26 protein-coding genes are annotated in these 26,870 nt (G+C 47.9%); 4 read left to right on the forward strand and 22 right to left on the reverse strand.

All coding sequences use genetic code 11. The annotated features are described in order from the left end of the window. Positions 1-401: 401 nt before the first annotated feature. Both AB3Y94_RS03775 and AB3Y94_RS03780 read right to left on the reverse strand, forming a co-directional pair. Complete coding sequence (locus AB3Y94_RS03775; protein WP_125681708.1) at positions 402-788, reverse strand: CvfD/Ygs/GSP13 family RNA-binding post-transcriptional regulator; 387 nt, start codon at positions 786-788, stop codon at positions 402-404. Between the two features lie 23 nt (positions 789-811). After that, positions 812-1,399 (reverse strand): peptidylprolyl isomerase, encoded by a 588-nt coding sequence (locus AB3Y94_RS03780; RefSeq protein ID WP_125681710.1) that lies wholly within the window; start codon positions 1,397-1,399, stop codon positions 812-814. Positions 1,400-1,531: 132 nt separating this feature from the next. Between AB3Y94_RS03780 and AB3Y94_RS03785 the strand changes: the two genes are divergently transcribed. Further along, on the forward strand, positions 1,532-2,041 hold the full coding sequence (locus AB3Y94_RS03785; RefSeq protein ID WP_125681712.1) for a phosphatidylglycerophosphatase A: 510 nt from the start codon (positions 1,532-1,534) through the stop codon (positions 2,039-2,041). Positions 2,042-2,148: 107 nt separating this feature from the next. Beyond that, positions 2,149-2,823 carry a VTT domain-containing protein gene (locus AB3Y94_RS03790; protein ID WP_125681714.1) on the forward strand — a complete coding sequence of 225 codons (675 nt, stop codon included), beginning with the start codon at positions 2,149-2,151 and terminating at the stop codon, positions 2,821-2,823. A 64-nt stretch (positions 2,824-2,887) separates the two neighbouring features. Here the strand turns inward: AB3Y94_RS03790 and AB3Y94_RS03795 are convergent, their stop codons facing one another. The 18 genes from AB3Y94_RS03795 to AB3Y94_RS03880 form a co-directional block, all read right to left on the reverse strand. Continuing rightward, positions 2,888-3,517, reverse strand: a complete 630-nt coding sequence (locus AB3Y94_RS03795; protein ID WP_367295118.1) for a TIGR01906 family membrane protein — start codon at positions 3,515-3,517, stop codon at positions 2,888-2,890. Beyond that, positions 3,510-4,304: a TIGR01457 family HAD-type hydrolase gene (locus AB3Y94_RS03800; RefSeq protein WP_125681718.1), complete on the reverse strand. Its 795-nt coding sequence runs from the start codon at positions 4,302-4,304 to the stop codon at positions 3,510-3,512. Before AB3Y94_RS03800 ends, AB3Y94_RS03795 begins: the two co-directional genes overlap by 8 nt. 12 nt (positions 4,305-4,316) lie before the next feature. After that, positions 4,317-5,030, reverse strand: coding sequence for a YutD family protein (locus AB3Y94_RS03805; RefSeq protein WP_125681720.1), 714 nt, complete (start codon positions 5,028-5,030; stop codon positions 4,317-4,319). Continuing rightward, positions 5,027-6,418, reverse strand: coding sequence for a bifunctional UDP-sugar hydrolase/5'-nucleotidase (locus tag AB3Y94_RS03810; protein ID WP_367295119.1), 1,392 nt, complete (start codon positions 6,416-6,418; stop codon positions 5,027-5,029). The genes AB3Y94_RS03805 and AB3Y94_RS03810 overlap by 4 nt, the downstream gene beginning before the upstream one ends. Positions 6,419-6,480: 62 nt before the next feature. Then, a complete protein-coding gene (locus tag AB3Y94_RS03815; protein WP_125681724.1) occupies positions 6,481-7,089 on the reverse strand; it encodes a metallophosphoesterase family protein in 609 nt (202 codons plus the stop codon). An 11-nt stretch (positions 7,090-7,100) separates the two neighbouring features. Next, positions 7,101-7,949 (reverse strand): aldo/keto reductase, encoded by an 849-nt coding sequence (locus tag AB3Y94_RS03820; protein WP_125681726.1) that lies wholly within the window; start codon positions 7,947-7,949, stop codon positions 7,101-7,103. 194 nt (positions 7,950-8,143) lie between these two features. Then, the gene (locus AB3Y94_RS03825; protein ID WP_125681728.1) at positions 8,144-9,550 is read right to left on the reverse strand and encodes an amino acid permease; all 1,407 of its coding nucleotides are present in this window, start codon (positions 9,548-9,550) and stop codon (positions 8,144-8,146) included. A 209-nt stretch (positions 9,551-9,759) separates the two neighbouring features. After that, positions 9,760-10,950, reverse strand: a complete 1,191-nt coding sequence (locus AB3Y94_RS03830; protein ID WP_125681730.1) for an acetate/propionate family kinase — start codon at positions 10,948-10,950, stop codon at positions 9,760-9,762. Between the two features lie 18 nt (positions 10,951-10,968). Continuing rightward, entirely contained in the window at positions 10,969-11,991 is a 1,023-nt protein-coding gene (locus AB3Y94_RS03835; protein ID WP_125681732.1) for a class I SAM-dependent methyltransferase, read from the reverse strand. 96 nt (positions 11,992-12,087) lie between these two features. Further along, positions 12,088-12,327, reverse strand: coding sequence for a hypothetical protein (locus AB3Y94_RS03840; RefSeq protein ID WP_125681734.1), 240 nt, complete (start codon positions 12,325-12,327; stop codon positions 12,088-12,090). Then, positions 12,282-12,722, reverse strand: a complete 441-nt coding sequence (locus AB3Y94_RS03845) for a competence protein ComGF (protein ID WP_125681736.1) — start codon at positions 12,720-12,722, stop codon at positions 12,282-12,284. The genes AB3Y94_RS03840 and AB3Y94_RS03845 overlap by 46 nt, the downstream gene beginning before the upstream one ends. Beyond that, entirely contained in the window at positions 12,719-12,922 is a 204-nt protein-coding gene (locus AB3Y94_RS03850; RefSeq protein WP_125681738.1) for a hypothetical protein, read from the reverse strand. The genes AB3Y94_RS03845 and AB3Y94_RS03850 overlap by 4 nt, the downstream gene beginning before the upstream one ends. Then, entirely contained in the window at positions 12,873-13,340 is a 468-nt protein-coding gene (locus tag AB3Y94_RS03855) for a Tfp pilus assembly protein FimT/FimU (protein ID WP_367295120.1), read from the reverse strand. The genes AB3Y94_RS03850 and AB3Y94_RS03855 overlap by 50 nt, the downstream gene beginning before the upstream one ends. Further along, positions 13,333-13,617, reverse strand: coding sequence for a prepilin-type N-terminal cleavage/methylation domain-containing protein (locus AB3Y94_RS03860; RefSeq protein WP_191988556.1), 285 nt, complete (start codon positions 13,615-13,617; stop codon positions 13,333-13,335). Before AB3Y94_RS03860 ends, AB3Y94_RS03855 begins: the two co-directional genes overlap by 8 nt. Next, complete coding sequence (locus AB3Y94_RS03865) at positions 13,617-14,666, reverse strand: type II secretion system F family protein (RefSeq protein ID WP_125681740.1); 1,050 nt, start codon at positions 14,664-14,666, stop codon at positions 13,617-13,619. The genes AB3Y94_RS03860 and AB3Y94_RS03865 overlap by 1 nt, the downstream gene beginning before the upstream one ends. Then, the gene (gene comGA / locus AB3Y94_RS03870) at positions 14,602-15,573 is read right to left on the reverse strand and encodes a competence type IV pilus ATPase ComGA (protein WP_125681742.1); all 972 of its coding nucleotides are present in this window, start codon (positions 15,571-15,573) and stop codon (positions 14,602-14,604) included. Before comGA ends, AB3Y94_RS03865 begins: the two co-directional genes overlap by 65 nt. A 107-nt stretch (positions 15,574-15,680) precedes the next feature. Beyond that, positions 15,681-18,977, reverse strand: coding sequence for a YhgE/Pip family protein (locus tag AB3Y94_RS03875; protein ID WP_164506422.1), 3,297 nt, complete (start codon positions 18,975-18,977; stop codon positions 15,681-15,683). A 261-nt stretch (positions 18,978-19,238) separates the two neighbouring features. Beyond that, positions 19,239-19,976 (reverse strand): YebC/PmpR family DNA-binding transcriptional regulator, encoded by a 738-nt coding sequence (locus AB3Y94_RS03880; protein WP_125681746.1) that lies wholly within the window; start codon positions 19,974-19,976, stop codon positions 19,239-19,241. A gap of 276 nt (positions 19,977-20,252) precedes the next feature. Here AB3Y94_RS03880 and AB3Y94_RS03885 point away from each other — a divergent pair, with 276 nt between their 5' ends. After that, a complete protein-coding gene (locus AB3Y94_RS03885; protein ID WP_125681748.1) occupies positions 20,253-21,731 on the forward strand; it encodes an ABC transporter substrate-binding protein/permease in 1,479 nt (492 codons plus the stop codon). Beyond that, positions 21,724-22,464 (forward strand): amino acid ABC transporter ATP-binding protein, encoded by a 741-nt coding sequence (locus AB3Y94_RS03890; protein WP_125681750.1) that lies wholly within the window; start codon positions 21,724-21,726, stop codon positions 22,462-22,464. Before AB3Y94_RS03885 ends, AB3Y94_RS03890 begins: the two co-directional genes overlap by 8 nt. A gap of 342 nt (positions 22,465-22,806) precedes the next feature. Here the strand turns inward: AB3Y94_RS03890 and AB3Y94_RS03895 are convergent, their stop codons facing one another. Together AB3Y94_RS03895 and AB3Y94_RS03900 are read right to left on the reverse strand one after the other, a co-directional pair. Beyond that, the gene (locus tag AB3Y94_RS03895) at positions 22,807-24,654 is read right to left on the reverse strand and encodes a DUF5776 domain-containing protein (protein WP_125681752.1); all 1,848 of its coding nucleotides are present in this window, start codon (positions 24,652-24,654) and stop codon (positions 22,807-22,809) included. 282 nt (positions 24,655-24,936) lie between these two features. Next, a complete protein-coding gene (locus AB3Y94_RS03900; protein WP_125681754.1) occupies positions 24,937-26,790 on the reverse strand; it encodes a DUF5776 domain-containing protein in 1,854 nt (617 codons plus the stop codon). Positions 26,791-26,870: the final 80 nt, after the last annotated feature.

The raw sequence follows: 26,870 nt of genomic DNA on the forward strand, positions 1-26,870 counted from the left end.
TGGGTTTGATACCAAGTATCAAACCGCCCTACACATATTTGGTTTGTCGAAACAATGTTCAGTTTTCAAAGGTCTACCAGTTATTAACGAAACGATTAACGCTCCGTGACAACTTTTAAAGTATATCATGTTGTCAAAATCATGTCAACATCTTTTTGAAATTAATGAATATATATTCAAGATTTCAAATCGCCATGAAAACGATATGTTTTGCCTTTTGACAACATAAATCATTCTAGCAGTTGCTGTTTAACTCGTCAAGCACAAATTTTAATTTGTATGGCTATTCATCAATTTAATTTTTATGCAATTAACTGCGAATAACAGCAACAGGTAATATCTTATCAATCATCCCCCTTCAGGTCAAGACTAAATTCAAAAAAAACAGGAAACATCCCAAATTAGGACGTTTCCTGTTCATCGAGGTGCTTTAATGCTTCCTTTTTCCACCCTACCAAGCGGTCACCAATCGGCTTGAAGCCAATATTAATCCGATGATTCGTCCAATAATGACGGTGTTGGTGATCTAAAACCTCTGCACTGGTATCAAGGTGCTCTAGACAACGCAACGATAAGCTAATCTTACCCGTAAACTCATCGATGTCTAAAATAACGACCTCAACTTCTTCATTAACCTTCAAATAATCATGAATGTCCTTTACATAGCCGCAATGACATTCGGAAATATGAATCAGACCTTGCCGATGGCCTCCCAAGCTGACGAATGCGCCATATGGTTGTATCCCGGTAATCTGACCCGTGACGCGTTGGCCAATTTTAAATGCCATGCTTGTCACCTCTTCCATAACGCTTACTCGCTGACCGTAACCTTATCCATCGTCACTGGTGTTGCTGGCTGGTCACTGGAGTCTGTCTTAACTTGGGCAATGGCGTCAACCACGTCCATCCCTTCAATCACCTGACCAAAGACCGTGTGTCGGAAGTCCAACCAAGGCGTTCCCCCATTTTTATAAGCATCAACGATTTCTTCAGGGAAGCCAGCATCATGCATCTGGTTCTGCATCTGATCAGTCATATCCTTATCTTGAACGATGAAAAATTGACTACCGTTAGTGTTAGGACCAGCATTGGCCATTGAGAGCGCCCCACGCAAGTTATATAACTCCTTAGAGAATTCATCTTCAAATGGTTGGCCCCAGATACTTTCGCCACCCATTCCCGTACCAGTAGGATCCCCACCTTGGATCATAAAATTAGGAATCACCCGGTGGAACGTCAAGCCGTCGTAGTAACCAGCTTTGGCGTGGGTTACAAAGTTTTCAACTGTCTTTGGTGCTTGTTCGGGGAAGAGCTGCAGCTGAATGTTTCCCATCGATGTTTCAATAGTTACTTGCGGACCCCTGGCGTTAGCCAAATCAATTTGTGGAAACTTTGTCATAATTATCCTCCATATCGTTTAAACACTTTCTATTTATCTATTATATTATCACCGCCTACCACGAAAAATGCAACTCAGGGGTTCGGTGCTATACTAGAAGCACGACATTTTTCTCAAAAAGGAGACTTTTTCATGGCTAAACCAGCAACTGCATTAAAGAAACGAACAATTGATTTACTAAATGAACGCGGTGTTGAGCTGACAGACATTGCCCAACTTGTCCTCTTCCTGCAAAAGGATTATATCAAGGACCTGACTACGGAAACCGCCCTCCATAGCGTAACCACCGTCCTTAGCAAACGGGAAGTTCAGAATGCCATCATTACCGGTATCCAACTTGACATTGCCGCCGAACACCACGACCTCTTAGAACCTCTGCAAACAATTGTCGAACGCGACGAGGGACTCTATGGGGTTGATGAAACCATGGCTCTTTCAATCGTCGACATCTACGGCTCCATCGGTTTCACGAACTACGGTTACATTGACCGCACTAAGCCAGGCATCTTAGCCAAGCTCAACGCGCACGAACCAGGTATCATTCACACTTTTTTAGATGATCTAGTAGGCGCGATTGCCGCAGCGGCAGCGGCACGATTAGCTCATGACGACGTTAATGAAGAGGACACCCCCTTTCAATAGAAATATCATAATTTGTTTAAGCTTCGCTGATTCTGCTGACTGCTGGGTCAAAAGCCACTACAATGTGAATGAAAACAAATTAATGCATAAGGAGCAACTATATTAAAATGGGATACTTAATCGATTTTGTGCTTCACATCGACAGCCATTTGGCCAACATCGTCACCACGTTTGGCGGCTCAACCTATCTGATACTCTTTGCCATCGTCTTCGTTGAAACTGGTGCCGTGATTCTCCCATTTCTACCTGGTGATTCGCTTCTGTTTGCAGCAGCAGCATTAGCGGCTAATCCAGCCTATGGCTTAAACATCTGGCTCTTCGTTGCCATCTTCCTAGTGGCAGCGATTGGCGGCGACTCTCTAAATTTCTTTCTCGGTGGTAAAGCCGGGGCAGCCTTGTCCAACCACTCCTGGTTTGGTCGTTTGATCAATAAAGACAAGCTAGCGCAATCCGAGAAATTCTTCCGCAAACATGGTCCATTGGCCATCTTCTTGGGCCGGTTTATGCCCATCATTCGGACCTTCGTCCCCTTCACGGCTGCCGGCTCACGTTTTCCCTACCAACGCTTCTTAAAATACAACGTTAGTGCCGCAATTACCTGGGTCCTGATTTGCTGCGGTGGCGGTTACTTCTTCGGTAACATTCCGTTCGTTAAAGCTCACTTTTCAGCCGTTGTGTTGGGTATCATCGTGATTTCTTTGATTCCAGCCGTTGTTGGTTGGTTAAAGGGTCGTCACACAGCCAGTAACGCCGCACCGAGTAACCTCCCAGAAGAAGAATAAATATTGATCCAACGATAAAAAGCCTGACTGACGTCAGGCTTTTTTGTTTACACTAAATCTTTAATTAAGCACGCTTGATTGCCACGCGTCCCCGCCAATACAAGATGCCGAGCCCTAGTTCAAACAAAACAAAGGCCAAGGCAAAGCAGTGCAAGAAAAACGTGTCCGGCAGTGCCGTAATGATTGGGTCCAGGGAGGGATCGAACAACCAATCATTATTCCGGAAGAGCACCTTGTGAAAAGCAACGAAAAAAACATTAAAGTTGACTGCCATCAACGCACCTAAAAGCAACGGTACAACTGCTGCTACTTGAACCGGCCACAGTAATCGCCACTGTTCTGCATGCCGGTGCAATTGTCTTAAAAAGAATCCCGCCGGCACAATGGTCACCAACAACACAATGTTGTTTAATAGAAATAAATTTTTCACATCATGAAAGTGAATCATCCCCGTATAGGACGTCGGAAAGTCACTCATGTTGAGATCTGTGACCCAAGGCAGTTCCAGGTAACCCACCATCTGATAGTAATTATGCATGAGCTTATGTGGGGTCATCCCCACCGTCTGAGAAATCCCCAGCCAGTGAATATCCAACCGGTACAACCAAAAAGCATTGATGGTCAGAGCAATGACCAGACTGATCAATGCTAAAAATAGCACGGTCAGTCCCGCCCAGCGATTCAATCTACGCAATAGGTCCCACCTCGAGATCCCAATGGTCCAGTGAAGGTACAGTATAGGTCGGTTGAATGGCTTGTTGTGCCACCAGTTCCGGCGTGGAAACCCCCGTATAGGTTAAGAGTGTGTCCACCCCCGCATGAATACCAGCCAAAATATCCGTCAGATAGTTGTCTCCAACCATCAAAGCATCTTCCGGCGCGATTCCCATTTGTTGCAACGAATTATTTAAAATAATCGGTTCAGGTTTGCCCACAAAAATAGGATCAGTCTGGACTGCGTACCGGACCAGGTCAACTAGCGCCCCCGCACCAGGCATCAATCCTCTAGATTTAGGAATATTGGAATCGGAATTGGTTCCAATAAAGACTGAACCACTACGGATAGCCAAAACGGCCTTCGCAAATTTTTCGTAGGTCACGTCGCTATCTAGACCGACGACAACATACTTGGGGTGCTCTTCATCCACGGTGAAGCCCTTGGCAGTCAATGCTTGGCGCAAACCGATCTCACCAACGACGTAGACGGTTCGCTCACCAGTACTTCCTGCCAATTGATCCAGATAGTCAGCAGTTGCTAAACCCGCCGTGTAGACGTTGTCCGTCGTCACGTGAATATCATGATTGTCTGCTAAATTACGCACGACATCAACCGGCAACTTGGTGGTGTTGTTGGTAACAAATTTAAATGGCGTACCGGCCGCCTGCAATCGTTCCACAAATTGGCGAGCCTTAGGGTAACGCTTGGAACCCGCGTAAATGGTGCCATCCAAGTCAATTAAATAAGCTTGATACTTTTTCACCGCAAACTCTCCCTAATCTTCTTTTTTCTGTCTAATGGTAAAGTGGCGACGACCGTGACCGCCAGAGCCAACTGTGACTGTTTTGGCTTTGTCAGTAGTTGGTTGTTTAGTCGTTGTTCGACGTTCCTCAGTGTATGGGTGCGCCGTGTTCTTTCGCCGTGAGTGACGTGACCGCCGCCGATGGGCATTACCATTACCGTTGGTGGAATGATTCCCATTACTGGTTGTGGCTTTCTTTTCAGCATGGGGCTTGGCCGTCTCACGTGGCTTCACACTCTGCTGCAAAGTTTCCTTCGTCCCAGTCGCTGCTGGTTTGTTCCGGCGCCGCGAGCGACTCCGCCGGGGCTTAGGTGCCGACTTCACATCTAAGTTGTGTAAAATAAAGTAAGCACAGCCAAAGTTGCAGGACTCATAAAGGTAATCCTGGACTGCTTCAATCTGATTCTGTTTAGCACCGGCACGGTCCTCAGCGTAAAAGCCCTTCAACCGTAGTTGTTCAAAGCCCCAGTCACCCACGATATAATCAAACTTACTCAAAATCGTGCTGAACCGGCGGGCAAACTCGGTGAAATCAAATCCGTCACGAACATCCGTCACCAATTCGTATGGGTGACCATTGATCGTTAAATGCGTCTCATCCACCCGCGTTACTTCGGCGGCTGGCTCACGACTCTCTCGTTGTTCGGCGACTAACGCCTCTAAATCTTTTCGATCCACCGTCGTCATCCTCTCTCGTCAATGGGATAGTGCTTAGCCAAATACTTGGCAAACACTTCCCGCAATAAATCTTCGTATAAAATCTGGTTTTTCCCCACGATATGAATTGTTGGGAAAAATGGAATAAACAGGTAATGGTCTAGCACAGCAATCTTATACTGGCGGTGGGCAGATAAAGCCTCGCCCCGCCAGGTGACAGCATGGGATTGTGAGTCATACGCGATTCCCAGGTAATTAAGTTCCCCGAAAATCTTCCCACGAAAGCCCATCCCCTTCTGAGGGAATCGCCGTAAAAATAACCGCGCAATTTCAAATTCTTGAACTAGGCGCCACAAGTCATACCCATTCAAGGTGACCGTCATGACGTGCATATTATGTGGTAGCAACTGATGCAACTGATTTGCATTCACAATTCCGCTAGGCAGATCTTGTAAAAACAAACCAGCGTTTAAGATAGCGGCCTGGGTGCCTGCATACTCAGCAATGGCGTGCAAGCCTTCACGAACCAGGCGTGGTTGTCCCACCGGATCAGCCTCCATGGCAACTGGCAAATCAGCCACCCGTTGCTCGGAGAGAATTGACGCACCAAGGTTCTCCAGACCAGAAATTTCTGCCTGGTCGCCGGGTTCTACCGGCAAAGTAGATGTCTCCACGACACTGGCCGACGCAACTGTCACCGCGTGGTGGTCGTCTAGGGTCAGTTCAATTTTACCCACGTATCGCCCAAACTTGCCAGCCGCCGCAAGTAGACTCTGTTGATCATGCTCACCGTGCGGTAACAAATGATGCGTGTGACTACCAATGATGACGGTCACCTGAGGAAAGCGCTTGGCAATCTGACGGTCTACGTCCAATCCCAAATGAGAAAGAAGCACACAGACATCAAATTGATCGGCATAGGTTGCCAATAATTCCTGTAATGCCTTCATGGCTGCAATGGGTTTCCAGCCAGCCAACGGGTACGTCAATTGATAGGGCGCCGTCAGCCCCAAAACAAGGACTCGGGTCCCCGCTTCCGTCGTCAAGAGGCGATGGTCGACCGCCCAGCTGGGCCGTTCATGGGTGTCTGCCGTCAGCAGATTGCCCAAAATTACTGGAAAATTTGCATGATCGTAGAGATGGTCCAACTGAGACCGCATGAAACCTAGTCCCTCGTTATTGCCAATAGTGACCGCATCATAACCAATCTGATTCATCAGCTGAACGTTCTGTTGCCCATTCGTGGCCTCACTAACGGGATGAACCCGATCCACATGGTCACCCAAGTCAAAGGTGTACACCGTATGCCCAGCAGCAACGGCTTCTTGCCGTGCTGTAGCCAGGTAACGACGAATCCGGGGCCAATTCTCAAAATGAGAATGTAGGTCATTCGTGTGCAAAATGGTCAGTTGTTCCATGCTCTCAATCTCCTCTTAACACTGGTTTTAATCCTACGGCATCGCGAGGAAACGGTCAAGCGCTATTGCTTGTCGCGAAACTCTGCTGCCTTACCCGTCACCATCTGCTCAATTTCACTCGTGGAAAACGGGGTGCCAAACGGTAATTTTTGATCAAGGTACCGTTGTTCTGGCGTATCAACACCGACATTGATATTTTCCTTCACGGGAACTGCGTAGTGATGAATGTGCCCATGTAAGTTGATAATTTGCTTAACAATCCCCAACATCATTGGGTAATGCGTCATATAGTACTGCCGGTGATCATACTTGATCAGTGCGCCAACATCGTGAAAGGTAAATTTATCCTTGCCGTGATCAACATAATTATTTGCAGCCAAGTGCTTGAATAAAGCACGACTGTCATGGTTTCCCTTAATTAATTCCAAATTCCCGTTTAACTGGCTCAACACCTCAAACACCGCTTCATCCGACTTACTAGCCGGCCGCGTGAAATACAAGGCAATGTCTCCTAAGTGGTAGACCGTATCACCTGGTGCCACGCGTGCGTTCCAGTTATCAATAATGGTTTGATTCATTTCGTCAACGTTGGCAAATAGCCGCGGTGCAAAATCATTGTCTCCTAAAAGATCTTTATGAAAAAAATGCGTATCTGACGTAAAAAATTGCATGCTGTTCCTCCTTACAGAACATCTAATGATTCTTTATGCGTTGGACGGGGAAATTGCTCATCTAATGCCGTGAGCTCGGTTGCAGTCAGCGTTAAATCAGCCGCTGCCACGTTCTGTTCCATGTGCAGGACGGAGCTCGTTTGGGGAATGGCCAGAACTTGCGAATTCCGAATGACCCAGGCTAACAAGATTTGATAGACCCCAACACCGTGAGTTGCCGCAAGCTCTTTGACCACCGCGTTGGTGGTTAATTGGTGTCCCCAAGCATCCCCTTGGGCAATTGGTGAATACGCAATCAATGGCAGCTGATGTTCCCGTTGCCAAGGTAGTACTGCGAAATCCAACCCGCGGCTTCCCAAATGATAGAGATCCTCATTAGCTACGGCTCGATTCCCTTGTGGAAGTGCCCACAGTTCATCAAGGTCAGCCACATCAAAGTTAGAAACGCCCCAAGCATGAATTTTTCCCGTCGTTTGCAAACGCTGGAGCTCGGCCACCGTTTCAGCTAGAGGAACGTTCCCCCGCCAATGATACAGATAAAGATCCAGGTAATCCGTTCGAAGACGGCGTAGACTGGCATCTAGGCTAGTTTCCATCCGTTGCTTAGAGGCATTTTCAGGCAGCACCTTCGATATTAAGAAGAGGTCATCCCGCTTACTGCCAGCCAAAGCCTCACCGACGAGCGTCTCCGACCGGCCTGACCCATACATTTCCGCCGTATCGACGACCCGCGCACCCGCAGCGAGTCCCGCCTGAATTGCAGCAATTTCGTTTTCTCGTTGATCTGCCCGATCTCCCATGTGCCAAGTCCCGATTCCGATGGCCGGGACAGTCTTACCGGCAATTTTAACTGTTTCCATTAATGGACCCTCCGTTTTGAATAGATAGTCTTATCGTAGCACTTCCCTGTGAATTTCGCTGACATCGGTGGTTACTGTTTGTGAAAACTTTCGATCAAAAAAACCGAGGAATCACCTTCCCCGGCCAACTTTACTTACAATGTCTATTTGGTTAACTTGCCGGCAAATCACCGGCCCGCTGTCATTTTAAAAAACTACTCATGATTATCGTCCGATTCGGTTGCTGTAACCGCAGCTCGCCGATCCTTCACCGTTTTTACCAGCATCAGGATTCCTAACCAAACCACCGACCCAATCAAGGCAATCAACGTATCCGTCTTAAAGAACAGCACTACCGCCACCATCGCCAGAAAGGCCAGGATAAAGTAATCACTGTAGGGGAAGAATGGCAGATGGAACTTCGCCGCTTGAATTCCCTGTTCACGCTGCTGCTTCTTAAACTTCATATGGGCCAGAACAATCACACACCAGATGAAGAGAAAACAGGTCGTTGCCACACTGGTGACCAAGGCGAAAACATGTCCAGGCATAATGAAGTTGAGAAATACCGATACTGCAATCACCACCGTCGAAAAACGCAGGGCAGGTACAGGAACTTGCGATTTCGATAACGTGCTCATCTTCTTGGAAAATCGTCCCTCACCATCATACGTGAGCGAAAACAGCATCCGACCAGTCGTGAAGAGTGAGCTATTGCAAGCAGAAGCCGCTGCGGTCAACACCACAAAGTTAATGACGGCTGCCGCCGATTGAATCCCGACACTCTTAAAGACTTGTACAAACGGACTGCTGTCTGGCGAGATAGCGTGCCATGGATAAATACACATCAATGCCAGCAAGGAACCCACGTAGAATAGAATAATTCGCACGGGAATATCATTAATAGCCTTGGGAATAACCTTGGTTGGATTAGCCGTCTCAGAAGCAGTCATCCCCACCATTTCAATTCCCACAAAACTAAAGAGCACCATTTGAAATGATAGGAAGAATCCTTTGGCACCATGAGAAAAGAACCCACTAGAGACTAAGTTATTCACGCTTGCGTGGCCGGCTGGTGTGGGAAAACGTACGGCTACCATGTAGGCACCCGCTAAGATCAAACCAATAATGGCCACGATTTTAATGATGGCAAACCAAAACTCGGTTTCACCAAATGCGCCCACTGCCACGGAATTCAGCGTCAGTAGAATTCCCAACAAGACCAGTGCCGTCAACCATTGTGGTAGCCGGGGAAACCAAAATTGCATGTATTGGCCGGCGGCAGTAACTTCCGCCATGGCTAAAGCAATCCAGCAGACCCAGTAGGTCCAACCAGCCACAAAACTCATTTTATCACCCAAGTAGCGGTGAATAAAGTCAATATAAGAATGCACGTTTAAGTCGGAAAGCAATAGCTCGCCTAGGGCCCGCATGAGTAGAAAACACATCACACCCGTCGCTAAGTAAGCTAACAATATGGATGGTCCTGCCAAATGGATAGCTTGGCCAGAACCCAAGAAGAGTCCCGTCCCGATTGTCCCCCCAAGGGCAATCAGTTGGACGTGGCGACTCTGCAGGCCACGTGAAAACTCTTGATCCTGATTCTGTTGACTATCTTTCATCTTAATCGCCCCTTTGTTGAAATATATTATACACTGACGTATGAACAATGCTACCAGCAGTAACGGTTGGTTCGTTAAGCTAAGTAGCGAGCAATCCCGGTATAGAGTCATACATTTCAACTTAATTCATTTTAGATGAAATTCATTCATCTTTCAGTGAACAAAAAAGCCCCCCAGGGCAAACAGTCCTGGAAAGCCTCTGCTAAAGCTTATTTACGTAGACGCTCGATGTCTCGAACAATCATTAATTCTTCATCGGTTGGAATCAAGAGCGTCTTAATCTTTGAGCCTGCCTTACTAAGGTCACGTTCAACGCCCCGGATATCGTTCTTTTCAGGATCAACCCCGATACCGAAGTAAGCCAACTTGTCGGCTACTTCTTGGCGAATCATGATGTCGTTTTCACCAACACCGGCAGTGAAGACGATGGCATCAGCACCACCCAATTCTGCCAAGTATGAACCAACGTAACGAACGATCCGGTTGATGAACATATCACGAGCTAACTTAGCCCGTGGGTTCTTAGCTTGGACCTTTTCCAAATCACGCATGTCGGCTGAAACACCGGAAACCCCAACCAAGCCAGACTTCTTGTTCAAGATGTTAATCATATCGTTAGGCTTGTCAATGTTGAGCTTTTCCATCAGGTAGGCTACCAAGGAAGCATCAATGTCCCCTGACCGCGTTGCCATTTCAATCCCGGCCAGTGGCGTGAAGCCCATGGATGTGTCGAATGACTTACCATCTTTGATGGCAGTGATTGACCCACCAGCACCCAAGTGCATCGTAATCAATTTTAAGTCCTTCAATGGCTTACCCAACATAGCAGCGGCACGGTGAGCAACGTAACGGTGACTCGTTCCATGGGCCCCATACTTCCGAGCACCAAACTTTTCGTAGTATTCGTAAGGAATAGCGTACATGTAGTTTTCTTGTGGCATGGATGTGTGGAAAGATGTATCGAAGACAGCCACACTCAAAACGTTGGGCAGAATCTTCTTGAATGCCTTAATACCCATAGCAGCGGCTGGGTTGTGTAGTGGTGCATATTCAGACAAGTCTTCAATCTTTTGTAAGACGTCGTCGTCAATGATAGCAGAATCCTTGAATTCTTGACCACCAGCAACAACCCGGTGACCAACACCGGTGATCTCATTGAAGTCCGTGATGATCTTCAACTCAGTCAATTGGTCCAACATTAATTGAATGGCGGCGTTATGGTCGTTAACGTCTTCATGAGTTTCGTACTTTTGACCATCACCGTACTTAATTTCAACTAATGAGTTTCCTAAGCTGATTCGGTCAATCGCACCTTCGGCAATAACTTTTTCTTCAGGCATTTGGAACAGCTTGAACTTTAAGGTTGAGCTTCCGGCGTTAATAGCTAATGATTTTCCCATGTGGTGTTTTTCTCCTTTTTATGCACGATCCGTCAGTAGGTTCTGTTCTTCCCACTGAACAATCTCTGCGACAAACTTTTGAAATGCTGATTGATTCTTAAATGAGGGGAATTCACCCAACATTACTTGTTCAACTTGCTTGGCACCTGCGCCCGGCTTCTGGAGAATCAGAATCGCCTTCTGCGCGTTGGCATTGGCAAAGAGCTCGCTTGGTAGGTTCAATAAGCCCTGTAGGTAGGCGTGACCCGGCAACCACTTCAACATGCCGTGGGCCTCATCCGTCTGGAATAGCTGTGAAGGTACCAAGAAGACCCCGATACCCCCCTCAGTTAACTGATTTACCGCCTGTTCAAGCAACAGATGGTGAACAAATGAATGACCACTCGTCGCGCGTGTTTGGTAATTAGCTGCATTCTCATCAATTGGATAATAGCCAATTGGCAAGTCGGCAACAATCAAATCGCTAGCTGGAACCAACAACTGCTCCAACGCGTCCTGGTGGATCAATTCCACTGGTAAACGTTGAAGATCACTCGACGTCTGTGCAATGGCCAACATGGTATCATCGTTGTCCACCCCATAAGCATCGATCTTTCCAGCTACGACCGCCTTCAGTTGTGAAAACACTGCCGTTAACAGATTACCCGTACCCACCGTCAAATCAAGCAACGTTAAATGTTGTTTGTTCTTTTCCAGTCGGGTAACCAAGTATCCCATAATGTAAGCAATTGTATCAGGGGTCAATTGATGATTGGCTTGGATGTCATCGACGCGAATCGCCTTCAACATTGCCAATTGAACTGCCCGTCGAACCGTTTCGGCGTCATACGTCTGCCAATCGGCTTGTTGATACAAGTCGGTCAGCTGTTGAACGACCTTGGCCTCTGGCCGGCCGTCTTCAACTTGAACTTGTCCATTGAGGAGATTGTCTCCCGTTTCAATGAACGCATCTAAATAAGATGTGCTTAACGCAGATTGTAAAGTCATCGTTGATTCATCGAGGACCTTAAATAGCGTTTCGGTCTGTTCTTGTGACAGCACGCTTCGCCTCCTTGTGAAGTTTCCGTGACACGTTGTATCCGCTATCTATAGTACCGATTTTTGCGAACTTATTCAAGCAATCTTTGCGGCTAATCCTTATTTAGCGCGATTACGGGCGGACTTATCTGTGGTTTTTTTCACATGATAAGTATTCTGGCGCCGAATGGTTTCAGTCGCCTGATCGTAACGCGCAATCAAGGCATTAGTCGCTTGTCGTTGTGCAGCTGTGGCAACTATCACCACGGTCAATAGCAGGCTGACCCCGGTTAAAAGGAACAGAGCCCACAAGGTTAAGAATCCCTGCTGCCGCGTAAATCGAGGATGGTGCTGTGCCATGGTAATCCCTCCTGTTTGAGAGTCAACCGAACTAGCCCGCGCCGATCAACCTCAGTCCACTTAACCTCCGTCACCCGTTTCAACAGTGGATCATACCCCTGTTTCTGTTCATTAGTTAACCGTAAGATATTATGATTGTCTCGCCAGATTGAGATTGCTTTGTTGCTCGGCGTACTTTGGGTATCCCACAGCTGCAGTTCAGTGGGTAACACTCGCCGAATCCGGTACCGGTGTGGTTGTTCCAACACCGTAACTGCTTGAAACCAAGCCAATGAATCCTGTCGAACAGGCCTTAAAAGAATGCGATCAATTCCATTAGCCACGACGAACATTCCTGCAGCAATTGCCAAGGCCAAAATTGCTTCAAATAGGCTAAAACCTTGATGACACTTCATTCTTGCGCCCATTTTAGTAACGCCTGATCATGCCGAAGACGAGCTCGAAGCAAACGTTCTTCACGTGCGTGCGTTTGCCGCTGCACGACCAGAACGGTTTGTGTAACCAGTCCCACCGTCAAGGCGACGACGGCTAACGCGATTAAGGCGTCAGGCAGGAGAAAGCCCTGATGATCGTCGTTGCTGTGCTGATTCCACATGAATGAGGTTTCCTCCCAACTGTACTGTTTGATACCACCAGCAACGATACGTGGTGCTGTACCACTCCACCAATCGCGGTGCGGTGCCATGGTGCGGCAACAGTTGCCAACTAGACTCCCCGCCACGCCATTTCAACGTCGTCGGGGGCCGCAATCGGTTCAGCACTCTTCCAGAACGACTCTCTCGCAGCGTCGTAGTCCCAGTCTTCTGTTCAATTGACAAACGCAACGGCTGCTTTAGTTGAATAGCCTGTTGACGGCCAGCTTGCCAAATTCGTTGCCACGCTGGCCAAAAGGCTTGTTCAGCAGCCATGTTGGTTCGCCGATTACTCTGGAAACCCACTAGGGTAGTCAAACTGGTGACGACTGCCAATACCAGCAACATTTCATATAGCGTGAACCCCCGGCGCTCAACCACGTGGCGGAATCTTTTCTTGTTCCGCTTGTTTGACTTGAGCCGGCGTCAGGTAGTGGTCCCGTTCCAAATCAGCATAGCTCACGCTGACTGCCCCAGCATGGTCGTCTAGATAGGCCGTGACTTGTCCTTGAACCACCGTCTCCATCGCACTTTTATGAATTCGTTGCGCTCGATGTCGCTGACCACTTAGATTTGGCAGGATAATCAAAATCAGTAGCGAAATAATGAATAGCACAATTGTCATTTCAACCAAGGTAAATCCCCTTCTCCTCTGCACTACATAACCCCCTGCAAATTTGTATACATGGGAAGCAACAAGCTCAAATACGCCCCGACAATCATTAATGCAACCACCGTTAATAAGATTGGTTGCACGAGAGCCAACGTCTGCTCACTGGCTTGAACCAGCTCTCGATAACGTAAATCACTGTAGAGCTGAAGTTCCCTAGCCAACTGATCATTGGTGCTCCCCTTCTGGAGCAAAATAACGAGTTGGTTCGGCACGTAAGCCTGTTGCCGCAACCAACCAACTGGCGACTGACCGGCACCTAATTGACTAGACAAAGTCACAGCCAGCTGATGCAACAACGCTTGCTCTGGTAACTGAATGAGGACAGTAATCATTTGCTTAACGCTCAGGCCGCTGTTCACTAACTGACTCAAACTAGCCGCCAAATAATACGCATAGTACGCCCGACAAAGTCGTCCTATCAAGGGTAACCGCAGATACCAGCTAGCCAAAGTCAATCGGGATTGTTGACGCCACCAACGATAACTCGTCACTCCAAAGCACACGAAACCGATGACGCTCATCAATATCAGGTACTGACCCGCAGCAAAGGTTGTCGTCCGCTGTGGGGCAATCTCTTGCTGGAGCTGTGGTAGAATTCCCACCTGAAGCGTGACAAATAATCCCAACATCCCCAGCAGAAGTGCAAACGGGTAGAAAAGCAATTGGTGCAGGCGTTTCTTCTGAGTAGCCATCAACCTTAGGAGCGTAGCCGCCTGATTTAGTGCCGGACCAAGCTCACCATACGTCGCGGTTAACCGTAGCTGATAGAACACGTTAGGCTGTAAATACGGCGCTAAACTGGCCACAAAATTAGTCCCTTCCGCCAGTTCAGTGGCTACTTGAGCCACACTTTCAGGTAGGTCAGCCTTTACCTCTCGACTGAAAGCGATCGCCTGGCGCAGAGAAAACCCACTCGCCAATTGATCAGCTAGTAACTGGCAAAATTGCAGCTGACTAGCTAATGGCCACTTAACCGTAGCGGAGTTGCCGAGCCACTTCTTGTGAAACTTCGCCGTTAATCCGCGCCATCTCAAGAGCTTCCCACCACCTTTCAGAAAATTCTAACCGCTGCTTTTTTTGCAGTTCTCGTCCGGTGACAATGTCTAATAAGACTGCTGGCCCGCCAGTTATTCTGGGAACTAGCCGCTGATAGCTCGTCATCGTCAAGACTTGCTGTAACTGATTCAGTGACACACCAAGTTCTGCCAGCCGAGTCAGCACGCCACCAGCGCTGCGCGCGTGTACTGTACTAAGCACTAAGTGGCCACTCAACGCCGCGCGCACCGCTGTCTGAGCCGTCTCTGCATCTCGAATCTCACCAATAATAAACACGTCCGGTCGATGGCGTAATCCCACTTTTAAAAGTTCGGGGTAGGTCATCCCTGCAGCAACGTTAACCTGTAGCTGAACAAAACTAGTCTCCCGAATCTCCACCGGATCTTCAATGGTCAATATCATAGCAGTCTGCTCTAGTTCGCGGGCTGTCAAATACATCGTGGTCGTCTTACCGGAACCAGTTGGCCCAGCAAAAACCATCAATCCCCGTTGCTGTGCTAATTGGATCAACCTGGTTGGCTGACGGGCATCCAGAAAAGCCATGTTCCCAGAAAAATAGGGGTAGATTATCCGTATCACCAACGACTCACGGGCCGCATAGTCCCCCACCGTTGAAAATCTTAGTTCCAAGTCCCCACCTTTTCCCGTCCAATTCAGGGCACCCACCTGAGGTCGCCGTTGGTCACTAATTGCCATATTGGCCTGAAACTTGAGATAAGAAATAAGTTGTTCTCCAATCGTTCGACTAACCTCACGCCACAACTGAACCGTTTGTGCATAGCGCAATCGTATCAAATACCCTGTTGCTTGCGGTAACACATATATATCGGAGGCTCGCACCGCAACTGCCGCTGCTAGCATTTCATCAATCACCCGTTTTATCACACGCTCACTCTCCTGCCCCTTTTAAGTTAACTCCGTAAAAGCCAGCCATTTATTTTTAATTTCAGCAAAAAAGGTTCAGAAATTTCTGAACCTCTTCGTCACTACTACTAATTATCTAATGTTTCTGATTGCTGCTTATCAAACTGACGCACAAATCGTAGGCTAATTGCGCCCACACTCAGAACTAAGATCACACATGCTGCACTTAGCCCCATTGTTAAAACGGTCGTGCTGATTCCCATTCCACTCAGTGCTTGCGACAGGCCGAGGTTCGCGTAAGTTACTGGCAAGAATTTAGCCAGTGGTGCATATAATGTTCTCACCGTTTGACTAGGAAAGATGCCATTGGCCACACAAAGCTGCAGGAAGAAGAGTCCACCGACCACGAACACTGCTAACCGTCCGAGGTACACCCGCAACGCTAATTCAACACTCAACACCGTCACGGCAAAGAGCGTCGTCCAACCCATGAAAGCAAGCGGATGAACAGCATGAAGCATCACTCCGAGCAGACCACTGGTCAACAGACCTTGGAGGACGACCCAGCCAGTCAGGTTCAAGAGTTGTCTTGGCGTGCGTAACCGTTGGCAAATATCAAAGAATACTACTAACACGGTCAGTCCTAAGAACGTCATCATCGCTACCACAAAGGGCGCAATTGCATGACCAAAGTTCGGCACATAACTAAAACGCTGATGATCCAAGTCCGAAGGTGCTGCAAACATTTCTGCCATTCGACTTGTCAGTGGCTGAGCACTGATTTTATCGGCACCCCCTTGTAATGATTGGGCCAAAGTTCCATTGCCATCAGAGACTTTCTTCGCCCCGGCAACCAATTTATCTGAATTCTGATCCAGCTTTTGCGAACCAGTAGCCAGTCGACCAATCCCTTTGACCAGAGCAGGCGTCTGACCATTCAAGGTGGTCAGTCCATTACTAAGCTGATGACCACCTGCAGTTAATTGCGAGACACCAGCGACCAGCAGAGGAACTTGACCGTTTAACCGATCCAGGCCGCCTTGCAATTGACCCGCACCATTGACAACACTACCGGCTCCCGTAGTAAGTCGTTGCAACCCATTGGTCAGTGCTGGCAACTGGGCATTTAACGTGGTTAAGCCATCGGCCACTTGTAACGAACCATTCGCCAAGCTCGTTATGCCACCTTGGAGGACGGGCATTTGACCATTTACCTGCTGGAGGCCCGTTGTCAGCTGTTGTGAGCCATTTAGTAATTTCCCAACACCAGTCGTGAGGGTCGGCATCCCTTGAGCCATTTCAGCCGTTCCTGCCACCAATTTAGAAGTGCCCGCTGTCAATGCTAGACTTTTATCTTTCAGCTGACGACTCCCCTGCGCAAGTTGGCCAACACCAGCCGTTAGATCCGGCGTCTGTTGTTTAACCTGATCTAACCCAGCAGCCAATTTTTGGGAGCCACTAATTAAAGCCGCATATTGACTCGCCAGACTCTTATCAGATGTATTCACCTTCGTATTTAACCCACTCAGCGCGGCACTCTGTAACGCTAGCGCTTGTCCCAATTCGCTGAATCCACCCTGTATCGTTTGTACATCCGCCTTTAACTTCTTCAAAGCAATCGTAGCCGCTGAAGAATTGGCGGACGAGTCATCAAGCGCTACTAGCTGACTTTGAAGCTTAGCCATGGCTCGCTGAGTCATTACAGTTGGTGCAGTTGACCGTTGATCACTAGCAGCCACCAACTTTTGAGCAGCCACAGTCACTGCCTGTTTGGCCGACGAGTCAGTGCTACTTCGCGACGTACCAGCATTTGCCAGTGCTGACTTCATCGCCGCCTGCTGTTCTGCGGTCATTTTAGTCTTAGCCGCAACAGCCGTCACCTTAGCATCAATCTGGCTCTGCGACAGTCCAGCATCACTTGCATGCGAATCGTCCAAATTAGCCACTGCCTGCGTCAGGTTTGCCGCTGCCTGGGAGGTGGCATTGCCAGTTCCCGTTGAATCAGTACCACCCGCCTGACGTCGTAACTGAGCAACGTTGTTCTGGACGGCTTGTAAAGAATCGCTTGCAGTCGTGCTGTCAGAAGTAATTGCTTGTTCCAGGGCTGCCAGGTCCTGCGTCAATACGGACGTCGCGTTGGCAGTCACAGCAATAAACTTCTGCTGGCCAGTTGCTGAACCGCTAGCTAAAGCTTGAACACCCTTAGACAGATCTGTTATACCTTTTTGTCCGCCCTGAACGCTCTTATTCAAATCATCAGAACCCACAGCTAACCGCTCAATTGCTTGGGTTAAAGTTTGAGATTTGGTATTCAACGCCTGAAGACCAGTATTCAACTGGTAAACCCCATTCGTATACTTAACTGTACTCATGGCTAAGAGCTGACTACCATCTTGTAGCTGCACGACGCCGGACGCAAGAGCACCACTCTTGGCATTTAGTTGCTGCAATCCGGTTGTTACTTGTTGGGAACCGTTATCCAGTCGTGAAATACCTGGTGCCAAGGGACTTACCTTCGTTTCTAGTTGGTGCATCCCATTATTCACTCGGCGTGCTCCCACAGCTAGCTGCCGAACACCAGGTGCCAAACGCCCTGTCTTCGTGGTCAGTTGCTCTGCACCATCAGCAACCTTAGCAGCACCCGTTGTCAAACGCTTAGACCCGGTATCCAGTCGTAAAACACCAGTTGCTAACGGTTGCGTCTTCGCGTGGAGCTGGTCCAACCCAGTCGTCAATTTCCCAGCCCCAGTTGTGAGACGCTGTACACCAACCGGCAGCGTCTGAACTTTTGTTGACAGCTGAAGCACCCCTTTGTTCAAGTTGTGAACCCCAGTGGTATAAGCATTTAAGCCATCAGATAACGTCACGGTCCCATTCTTTAACTGCGTAGCCCCCGTTGCTGCCCGTTGAAAGCCCTGACCACTGTGCTTGATCTGCTGAAACATGCTCAATGCGTACGCCTTCGTCACAGCTTGGCGTACGGCCTGGTTCAATTGAGTAGCACCAGTTTGACTGATAATGCCACCAATATAGTTCAGCGAATCATTCGTCGCATACGACAGCTTCATGGGCTGGGGCTGTGCATCCGTCACCGTCTTGGCATGTTGGGAAAAGTTCTTAGGAATCGTTATGACCGTGTAGTATCGGTTCCGTTTCATTCCCGCCGCCGCTTCACTCGCAGATAGAAAACGCCAGCCCAGTTCATGATTTTGCTTTAACTGGCTCACGACATTGTCCCCCACAGCCAGTCGTTTTCCCTGATAATTAACTGGCTGATCCAAATTAACCACGGCCACTGGCAGCTTGGCAGTTTGCCCAAATGGGTCCCAGAAGGACCGAATGAGTAGACTCGCACAGATAACTGGCAGCACCAGGCTGGCGGCTAACACCCACCCAGCAACTCCGTTCTTCCTTAATTTTTTCAAATTCATAACACCCCTCAAAAGTATATGGCATGTTGTATTAGACTGCATGGCACCCAACGTTTTTCAGAAAATATAATAAATTAGTATATGGCATGTTGCTTTTAATCAAAAAAAACGCGGGGCCACAAAGCCCTACCATAGCTTTGCAGTTTACGCCTTCCATTTTTAGATTGCAAGGCTCATTTTCGCTGGAGATATAACAAAACCCGTTACCAGGTCAATCCTAGTAACGGGTTTGCTAACGAAAAGTTTTCGATAAACCTATTCCACACCGTCAGGTAAAACGGCAGCTTCGTAGACATCAGAAACGTCATCGTTGTCTTCCAATTCTTCAATTAAACCTTGGTATTGAGAAGCCTTGGCTTCTGGAACTTCAGTCGTGTTTTGTGGGAACATCCGAACTTCAGCGGTGTCCAGTGAATACCCTTTTTCTTGAAGGGCATCACGAACAGCGATTTCACTCGAAGGATCCGTGTAGATCTTGAACTCATCATCCGTGGTTTCCATGTCATCCGCCCCGGCGTCCAAAGCATCCATCAACATCGTATCTTCATCCGTATCCAAGCCGTCACGTAAGATAACAATGTAACCCTTACGGTCGAACATGTATGAAACGGAACCTGCTGCACCGAGTGCGCCACCGTGGTGCGTGAAGGCAGAACGAACAGCCGCAGCCGTCCGGTTCTTGTTATCCGTTAAGGCAGCAACCATGATTGCTGTCCCGGCTGGACCGTAGCCTTCGTAGGTGATTTCTTCGAACTTGGCGCCACCAACACCAGAAGCTTTGTCTAAAGCCCGCTTGATGTTTTCCTTAGGCATGTTAGCTGCCCGCGCCTTGTCCATTTCCAAACGAAGTTGAGGGTTACCGTCGGGATCAGGACCACCTGCTTTTGCAGCTTGGTACAAATCACGTGAGATTTTTTGGAAGATTTTTCCACGTTTTGCATCCTGAGCATTTTTCCGGCCCTGGATGTTATGCCATTTTGAATGTCCTGACATCGTAACTCCTCTTTTCTAAAATTTTTTAGATATCCGTATAAAACAGACACTGTTTATGTTAGCACTTACTTTCAATTCATTCAATTAAATAACTCGGCTTTTTGAAATTCACTTCAAAATGTATAAGTTTTATGACATTCGCTCTAGAATCAGGCATTTACCCATGTTTATTCGGATATCTTATGTATAAAAACTAATTATTTAAAATAAATCTTGCATAAATACACGAAAGCCACTATACTCAATACATCAACAAATGAAGAGGAGCAATTATATATGAAAAAGAAACTAATCTTATTGCTCGCCCTCGTCTTAACAATCGTGACTGGCTTCACCACGCTGTCTTCAACGACAGCCAATGCCGCCACGGATAACTCGCTGACGAAGGTCGAGAAAAAGGGGACGTTGGTCATGGGAACTTCCCCTGACTACCCACCGTATGAATTCCAAGCTACCGTTCACGGCAAGTCGAAAATCGTCGGCATGGACGTAGCCGTTGGGAAGAAAATTGCCAAGGATATGGGCGTGAAGCTCGTGGTTAAATCCATGTCCTTTGACTCCCTCCTGGTTGCCTTGCAAACCGGTAAGGTTGACATGGTCATCTCCGGAATGAACCCAACTCCCGCTCGGAAGAAGAATGTTGATTTTACCCACACCTACTACCAAGGTGGCTACAGCATTGTCATCAATAAATCCGACAAAGGTATCTATAAAGACAAGGATTCCTTCGTCGGTAAGACTATTGGTGCTCAAACCGGTTCGACTATGTATAATGAATCCAAGAAGCAAACGTCAGGTACGACTGTCAAAGGCATGACCTCCGTTTCCGACTTGATTCTGGCTTTGCAAAGCCACAAGATTCAAGGGGTAGCCATGGAAAAGCCTTCAGCTCAAGCCTACGTGGCTAACAACAAGGAACTGGCCGCTATTCCAAGTAAATTTGATTTAAGTGCTTCCGATACTAGTGCTTCCGTTGCCTTTGCTAAGGGATCTGACGCTCTGGTTGCCAAGGCTAACAAGTCCGTTGACCAGATTAAGAACCAGAACCTGGTTAACAAGAATTACCTCCCCGCTGCTGGGAAGTACTTGAAGACCAACACCGTCAACACCAGCATGCTCCACTACTGGAAGGCCTTCCTGACTGGGATTGAATACACCTTGATCATCACGGTCTGCTCCGTCTTCTTTGGATTTATCCTTGGGGTCATCTTAGCCCTAGCACGGATGGGTCAGGGCGGCGTTGTTCGGACGGGTCTCCGTTGGTTAGCAACAGCTTACGTTGAATTCATCCGGGGGACACCTATGATGGTTCAAGTCATGTTCGTCTACTTCGGCTTAGGCCTCATTGTAAACTTACCGGCCTTGACATCCGGGATCATTGCCATTTCACTAAACTCTGGTGCTTACGTGGCTGAATACATTCGTGGTGGGATCAACTCCGTAGATGATGGTCAAACAGAAGCCGCACGGAGCCTAGGGATGTCCAGTGGTGCTACTATGCGTTTCGTAGTCTTACCACAAGCCTTGAAGAACATCTGGCCTTCATTAGGAAACGAATTTATTACCTTGATCAAGGATAGTTCCATCGTTTCCATCATCGGGGTCTCCGAATTGATTTTCCAAAGCAACATTGTCCGGTCTGACACTTACCGGGGGGTTGCTCCAATCGCCGTCATCATGGTCCTCTACTTTGTTCTGACGTTCACGGCGTCCCGGATCTTAAACTACTTCGAAAGGAGAATGCAGCATGACTAAACCAATTATTGAGGTTAAGAACCTCGCCAAAAGCTTTGGCAAAAATGACGTGTTGAAAGACATTACGGAACAAGTAAATCCTGGCCAAGTCATCGTTGTCATTGGTCCTTCCGGTGGTGGGAAGTCAACCTTCCTTCGCTGCCTCAACCTGTTAGAAACGCCCAACAGTGGTGAAGTTGATTTCGATGGCCAGAATTTGACCACCCTCGATACCAAAAAAGTCAATGAATTACGGGAACAAATGGGAATGGTCTTCCAAGGATTCAACCTCTTCCCTAACATGACTGTCTTAGAAAACATCAAGCTGGCACCCATGAAAGTCAAAGGCATGGACGATGCAGCGGCCACCAAACGGGCCCACGAACTGCTCGACCAAGTTAACCTGGATGATCACGCCGACGCCTTCCCTAGCAGCTTATCTGGTGGGCAAGCACAACGGGTTGCCATTGCCCGGGCACTAGCAATGGACCCAAAGGTGATGCTGTTTGACGAACCCACTTCTGCCTTGGACCCTGAAATGGTCGGCGAAGTGTTGAACGTTATGCAAGAATTAGCCAACCAGGGCATGACGATGGTTGTGGTTACCCACGAAATGGGCTTTGCCAAATCCGTGGCCGACCGCGTCTGGTTCATGGCCGATGGCTACATTCAAGAAAACAACACTCCAGACGAATTCTTCAGCAATCCCCAAACGGATCGGGCTAAAGACTTCCTCTCTAAGATTCTGATGTAAACCTACACCGAAGCGCTACGCAACTGATTAGAATCAGTTGCGTAGCGCTTTTGGTGTCCAGCTAACGGTTAAACACCCACTATGCCTGACACAACAAGGATTGGCTATTTGGTGTTTAGTCAGACATAGTGGGAAATTGCCGTCTTACCATGCGCCAAATTTGGACCGGAACGCGGTGGGTAGGACCAATTTCAAGTCGATAACACCCTACTATTCTTGGCTTGACAACGATTTTCAAACTTTCCCCGTCATCCCCAGCCTATCAAAAAGGACCAGCCAATCACGTTCACTTTAGTATAGAACGTTTACTGACTTGGTCCCTATTTTCATGTCTTAAGTTACTCACCGAATGCTGCGAACGTAGGTGCCATTCGCCGTCACGTAACCGCCGCTAACCTGGTAACGAAGCGTATCGCCCTTGCTAAAGTTATTGGCATTGGAATACATCCAACCCTTAACCTTCAGAACCGTGCCACGTCGGTAGTGCCCATTTTTCTTAGTGAAATTAGCCGTTTGATACCGGTTGATTCCCCGCCGAACACGAACGCTCTTTGCTCGCTGTTGCTTCCCTGACTGAACCAATTGCTTGTTCGCAGTAATGTAGCGGCCATTGCTGAGGACAAATCGGTTTGTCAGGTTATGGGAAACAATCCGCTTGACCTTCAGCACCTGACCTTGCTTGTAGTGGGCCCGCTTACCTGTTAACGTCTTCTTACTGTAAGCGTTGATACCCTTGGGATTGATCACCGTAACTGTCTGGTGCTTGCTTGCGTAGTAGACGGGCACCGTGTAGGTCGCGTTAGCCGTCACGTAACCGGTCTTTCCAGCAGTCTTGCTGTGATGGTTGACATCCTTCACCCGGTATCGCTTAACCCCGTTTTTAGACTTCGCGTAACCCGTCACCACAAACATCGGCCGATTTGTCCGCGACTTTTGGTGATACCACTGCTTGCGCGCTTTATTGGTAAAAGTGGCTTGTTTGTAGAGACCAATCTTCTTAGTAGCGTAAATAACGGTCCCCTTTGGCACAGCAGTGGCCCCCGCCGAGCCCGTCTGAATCACAGCATCATAAGTATAAGTCACTGACTGAGCTGAACTGGTAAATTTACCAGTCGCATTTGCTGGTGCCTTGGTCAGCTTATAGCCCGAAATTGTTTGCGCCTCAGACTTGTATTCAGCTCCGAGCTCACCCGTCAAAATCTTATCAGCCGCAATTGACTTACCATCAGTGTCAACGTAATGGACGGTAACGGGCTGACTCTTAGCTGGTGTTGGTTTCTCAGTTGTCGGTGGCGTGACTACCTCTTCAAACCAGGAACTGTACGTAGCAAAGTTTGTGAAGAATCCCCCATCAAGTTGATACGTTCCATCCGCTTGCTTCTTTAAGAAATCCGTCATTGGTTGCTTTGCCCGAGCAAGCGTTTGCCGTTCGGTGGCGGCTGGATCGATTTTTAACACGTCTGCTTCAGGTACATCGTTCAAGTAAGCATTGGTCCGGCCACCTTGGTAAAAGGCCTTAAACATCGCATCAAATGCCGAATCCTGCGAGCTATCCAAAGCGAATATTCTGTCAAAGGTGACAATTTGTTCGTCACCACCCGGCAGCTTGGCTAAACGTGGTCTAAGATTGTCCTCATAACTTTGTTGTAGCTCCTCCCGCGTAATTTGTTTTGTCGTGTATTTGCCAGATTCACTGAGCAACCATGCAGTTACATAGGCAGCGTTTCCCATCGATTCAAGATAGCTTTCCTTGCTCATACCATCGGGAATATCACCAGATTCCTCCGCCTGTCTAAACTCAAAATCGATCAACGATTCCCCTGACAGTAGGTTGATATCTTGAAGAGCTTGTCGATAGCTATTAAGAACATCTTCAAGGCCAGGTGTATCTGGATACAGAGCGGCCAACTCGTGTAAATACGTTTGATTTTCAAGCTGGTCAGCATTCAAGGTCGTTGGTAGCTTGGGGAACCAATAAACTTTGACGTTCCCCGTCTTACTCCCCATCAACGTGTACGGCATCTCCATTGATCCCACCGAATACGTCTGCCCTGTGCGGATCGTCGTTCCCTGTGTAACTGGCAAGCCCGAGTTAGTCGTCTCGGCATTGGCAGTCACTGGGCTAACGAGCCCCCCTAATAACAACAACGTTAATCCTGAAACTGTTAGTCGTTTGGTTGTGCGGTTCATTTAGCTCACCCCGTTTACTTTTATCATCTTCATCTAGTAGCAGTATATCATATAATGAACAAAATTTGGTAATCGTTTTCATTATTAAATACTGGTATAGAGCGATTCTTGCACTATTATTCGTTTGGAAATCCGACTAACTATTACCACCACACGTCAGCAGTGTTGTCGTAATCAGGTGATAACCGGATTAGTCTTTGTCATGCATAACCTAACACCCATCGGTCTATTCAAAATTGGTTATAAAAAAAAGATTCAGCCACAGCTGAATCTTCTAAACGATTATTTAGTTGACCGAACAAAGCGCTGATTGGCCGTAATATATCCCCCACTAACTTGGTAGCGTAGACTATCGCCCTTGCTGAAGTTATTGGCGTTGGAATCCGTCCAGCCCTTAACCTTCAGGACCGTTCCAGCACTATAGTGATGATTGCGCTTGGTGAGGTTCGCCGTCTGATAGCGGTTGATGCCGCGCTTGACCGTAACTCGCTTAGGCATCGTCCGCTTACCAGCCTGAACCAGCTGTTTGTTAGCCGTAATGTAACGCCCATTGCTCAGGACAAAGCGGGTCGTCAGGTTATGCGACACAATCTTCTTGACCTTCAAAACCTGTCCTTGCCGGTAGTGTGTCTGCTTACCGGTCAACGTCTTCTTACTATAAGCATTGATGCCCTTAGGATTAATGACCGTGATCTGATTGTGCTTAGTTGCGTAGTAGACCGGTACCGTGTACTTGGCGTTAGCCGTGACATAACCCGTCTTGCCGACCGTCTTACTGTGGTGGTTAACGTCTCTGACCTTGTAACGCTTAACGCCGTTCTTAGACTTGGCGTAACCCGTCACAACAAACATTGGTCGGTTCATCCGTGATTTCCGCTGGTACCATTGCTGGCGGGCCTGCTTAGTAAACGTTGCTTGCTTGTACAAACCGATTTTCTTCGTCGCGTAGATTACCGTTCCCTTAGGGGCAATCGTTGCTCCCGCAGAACCGCTCTGAACAACGGCATCATAAGTGTACGTCACTGACTGAGCGGAACCGGTAAACTTGCCAGTTGCGTTCGCTGGCATCTTACTTAACTTATACCCGGAAACATCCTGGGCTTCGGCATGATAAGAATCGCCAAGCTTTCCAGTTAAGGTCTTGTCTGCCGCAATCTGATGACCATCAACATCAACGAAATGGACGGTAACGGGTTGACTCTTGGCTGGCGTTGGGTCGGTCGGTGTCGTAGTTTCCTGATCTACCCCTTCAACAAAAATTGCAATACCCGCTCCACCAATTTGTGTAACAGACTGACCTAAGACGTATGTCCCATCTGCCTGTTTCAAAAAAGCCGTACTCATCGGTGCATTATACGCCGCCAGCATAGCCTTGTAAGTCCCATCGGCATTAATTTTTGCAAGGCGGTCACGAGAAACCTGAGGCCCAAACAAGCTTTCGACTGCTATGTCAGTCGCCTGCGTCATTTTTGTGGCAAAATCATCGGCACTCTTCACATTAACCAGATCCTGATAATTTTCAAACTGTGCTTTTAAGCGATCATTCGAATCAATTTTTAGGCTGGCTTCAACCAAAGGTGTCACTTCTGCTTTAAAGCTTTTCTGAACATCGGACTGGGTAAGTTTTCCATCCTCAAACTTAGTTCCTGCACCAATAATCCAAGCCATCATTGCACTGTTCGCAGCCACTAATTCTGCATGAACCTTAGTACCACTAATTTCTGACATATAGTCGATGATACTTTGGCTTGAATTCTGTTTTCCCGCGAATCTTTCAGCAGCGGCATCTTCAATCTGGCCACCACTGTTAGCAATTCCAGCAAGGTCTTTGTCATTCGGGTATTGTGCGATAACCCACTCACGATAATCAGCCTGCTGCAGCTTCTGCACCGATAAAGTAGCTGGTAACTTGGGATACCGATAAACTCGTGTTTCTTTGCCATTACTAGCTCGCAGACTGACGTAAGGCATTTCAAAGCCACTCACTTTAAGATCCGCGCTGGTAGCATCCTTCGTGCTGGTGGTTGTAGGCGCCGAGCTAGTCGTATCGGCACTGGCAACACTGGGAGTCACGATACCACCTAGTAATAGTAACGTTAACCCAGAAACTGTCACTTGTTTCAAAATTCGATTCATTTAGCACACCCCGTTTACTTTTCTCTTATTTATTAACTGCTACTATAGCATATTCGCAGGTGAAATAACAGGACAAATCA

It is taken from the genome of Levilactobacillus yonginensis, assembly GCF_964065165.1.
GTDB lineage: Bacteria > Bacillota > Bacilli > Lactobacillales > Lactobacillaceae > Levilactobacillus > Levilactobacillus yonginensis_A.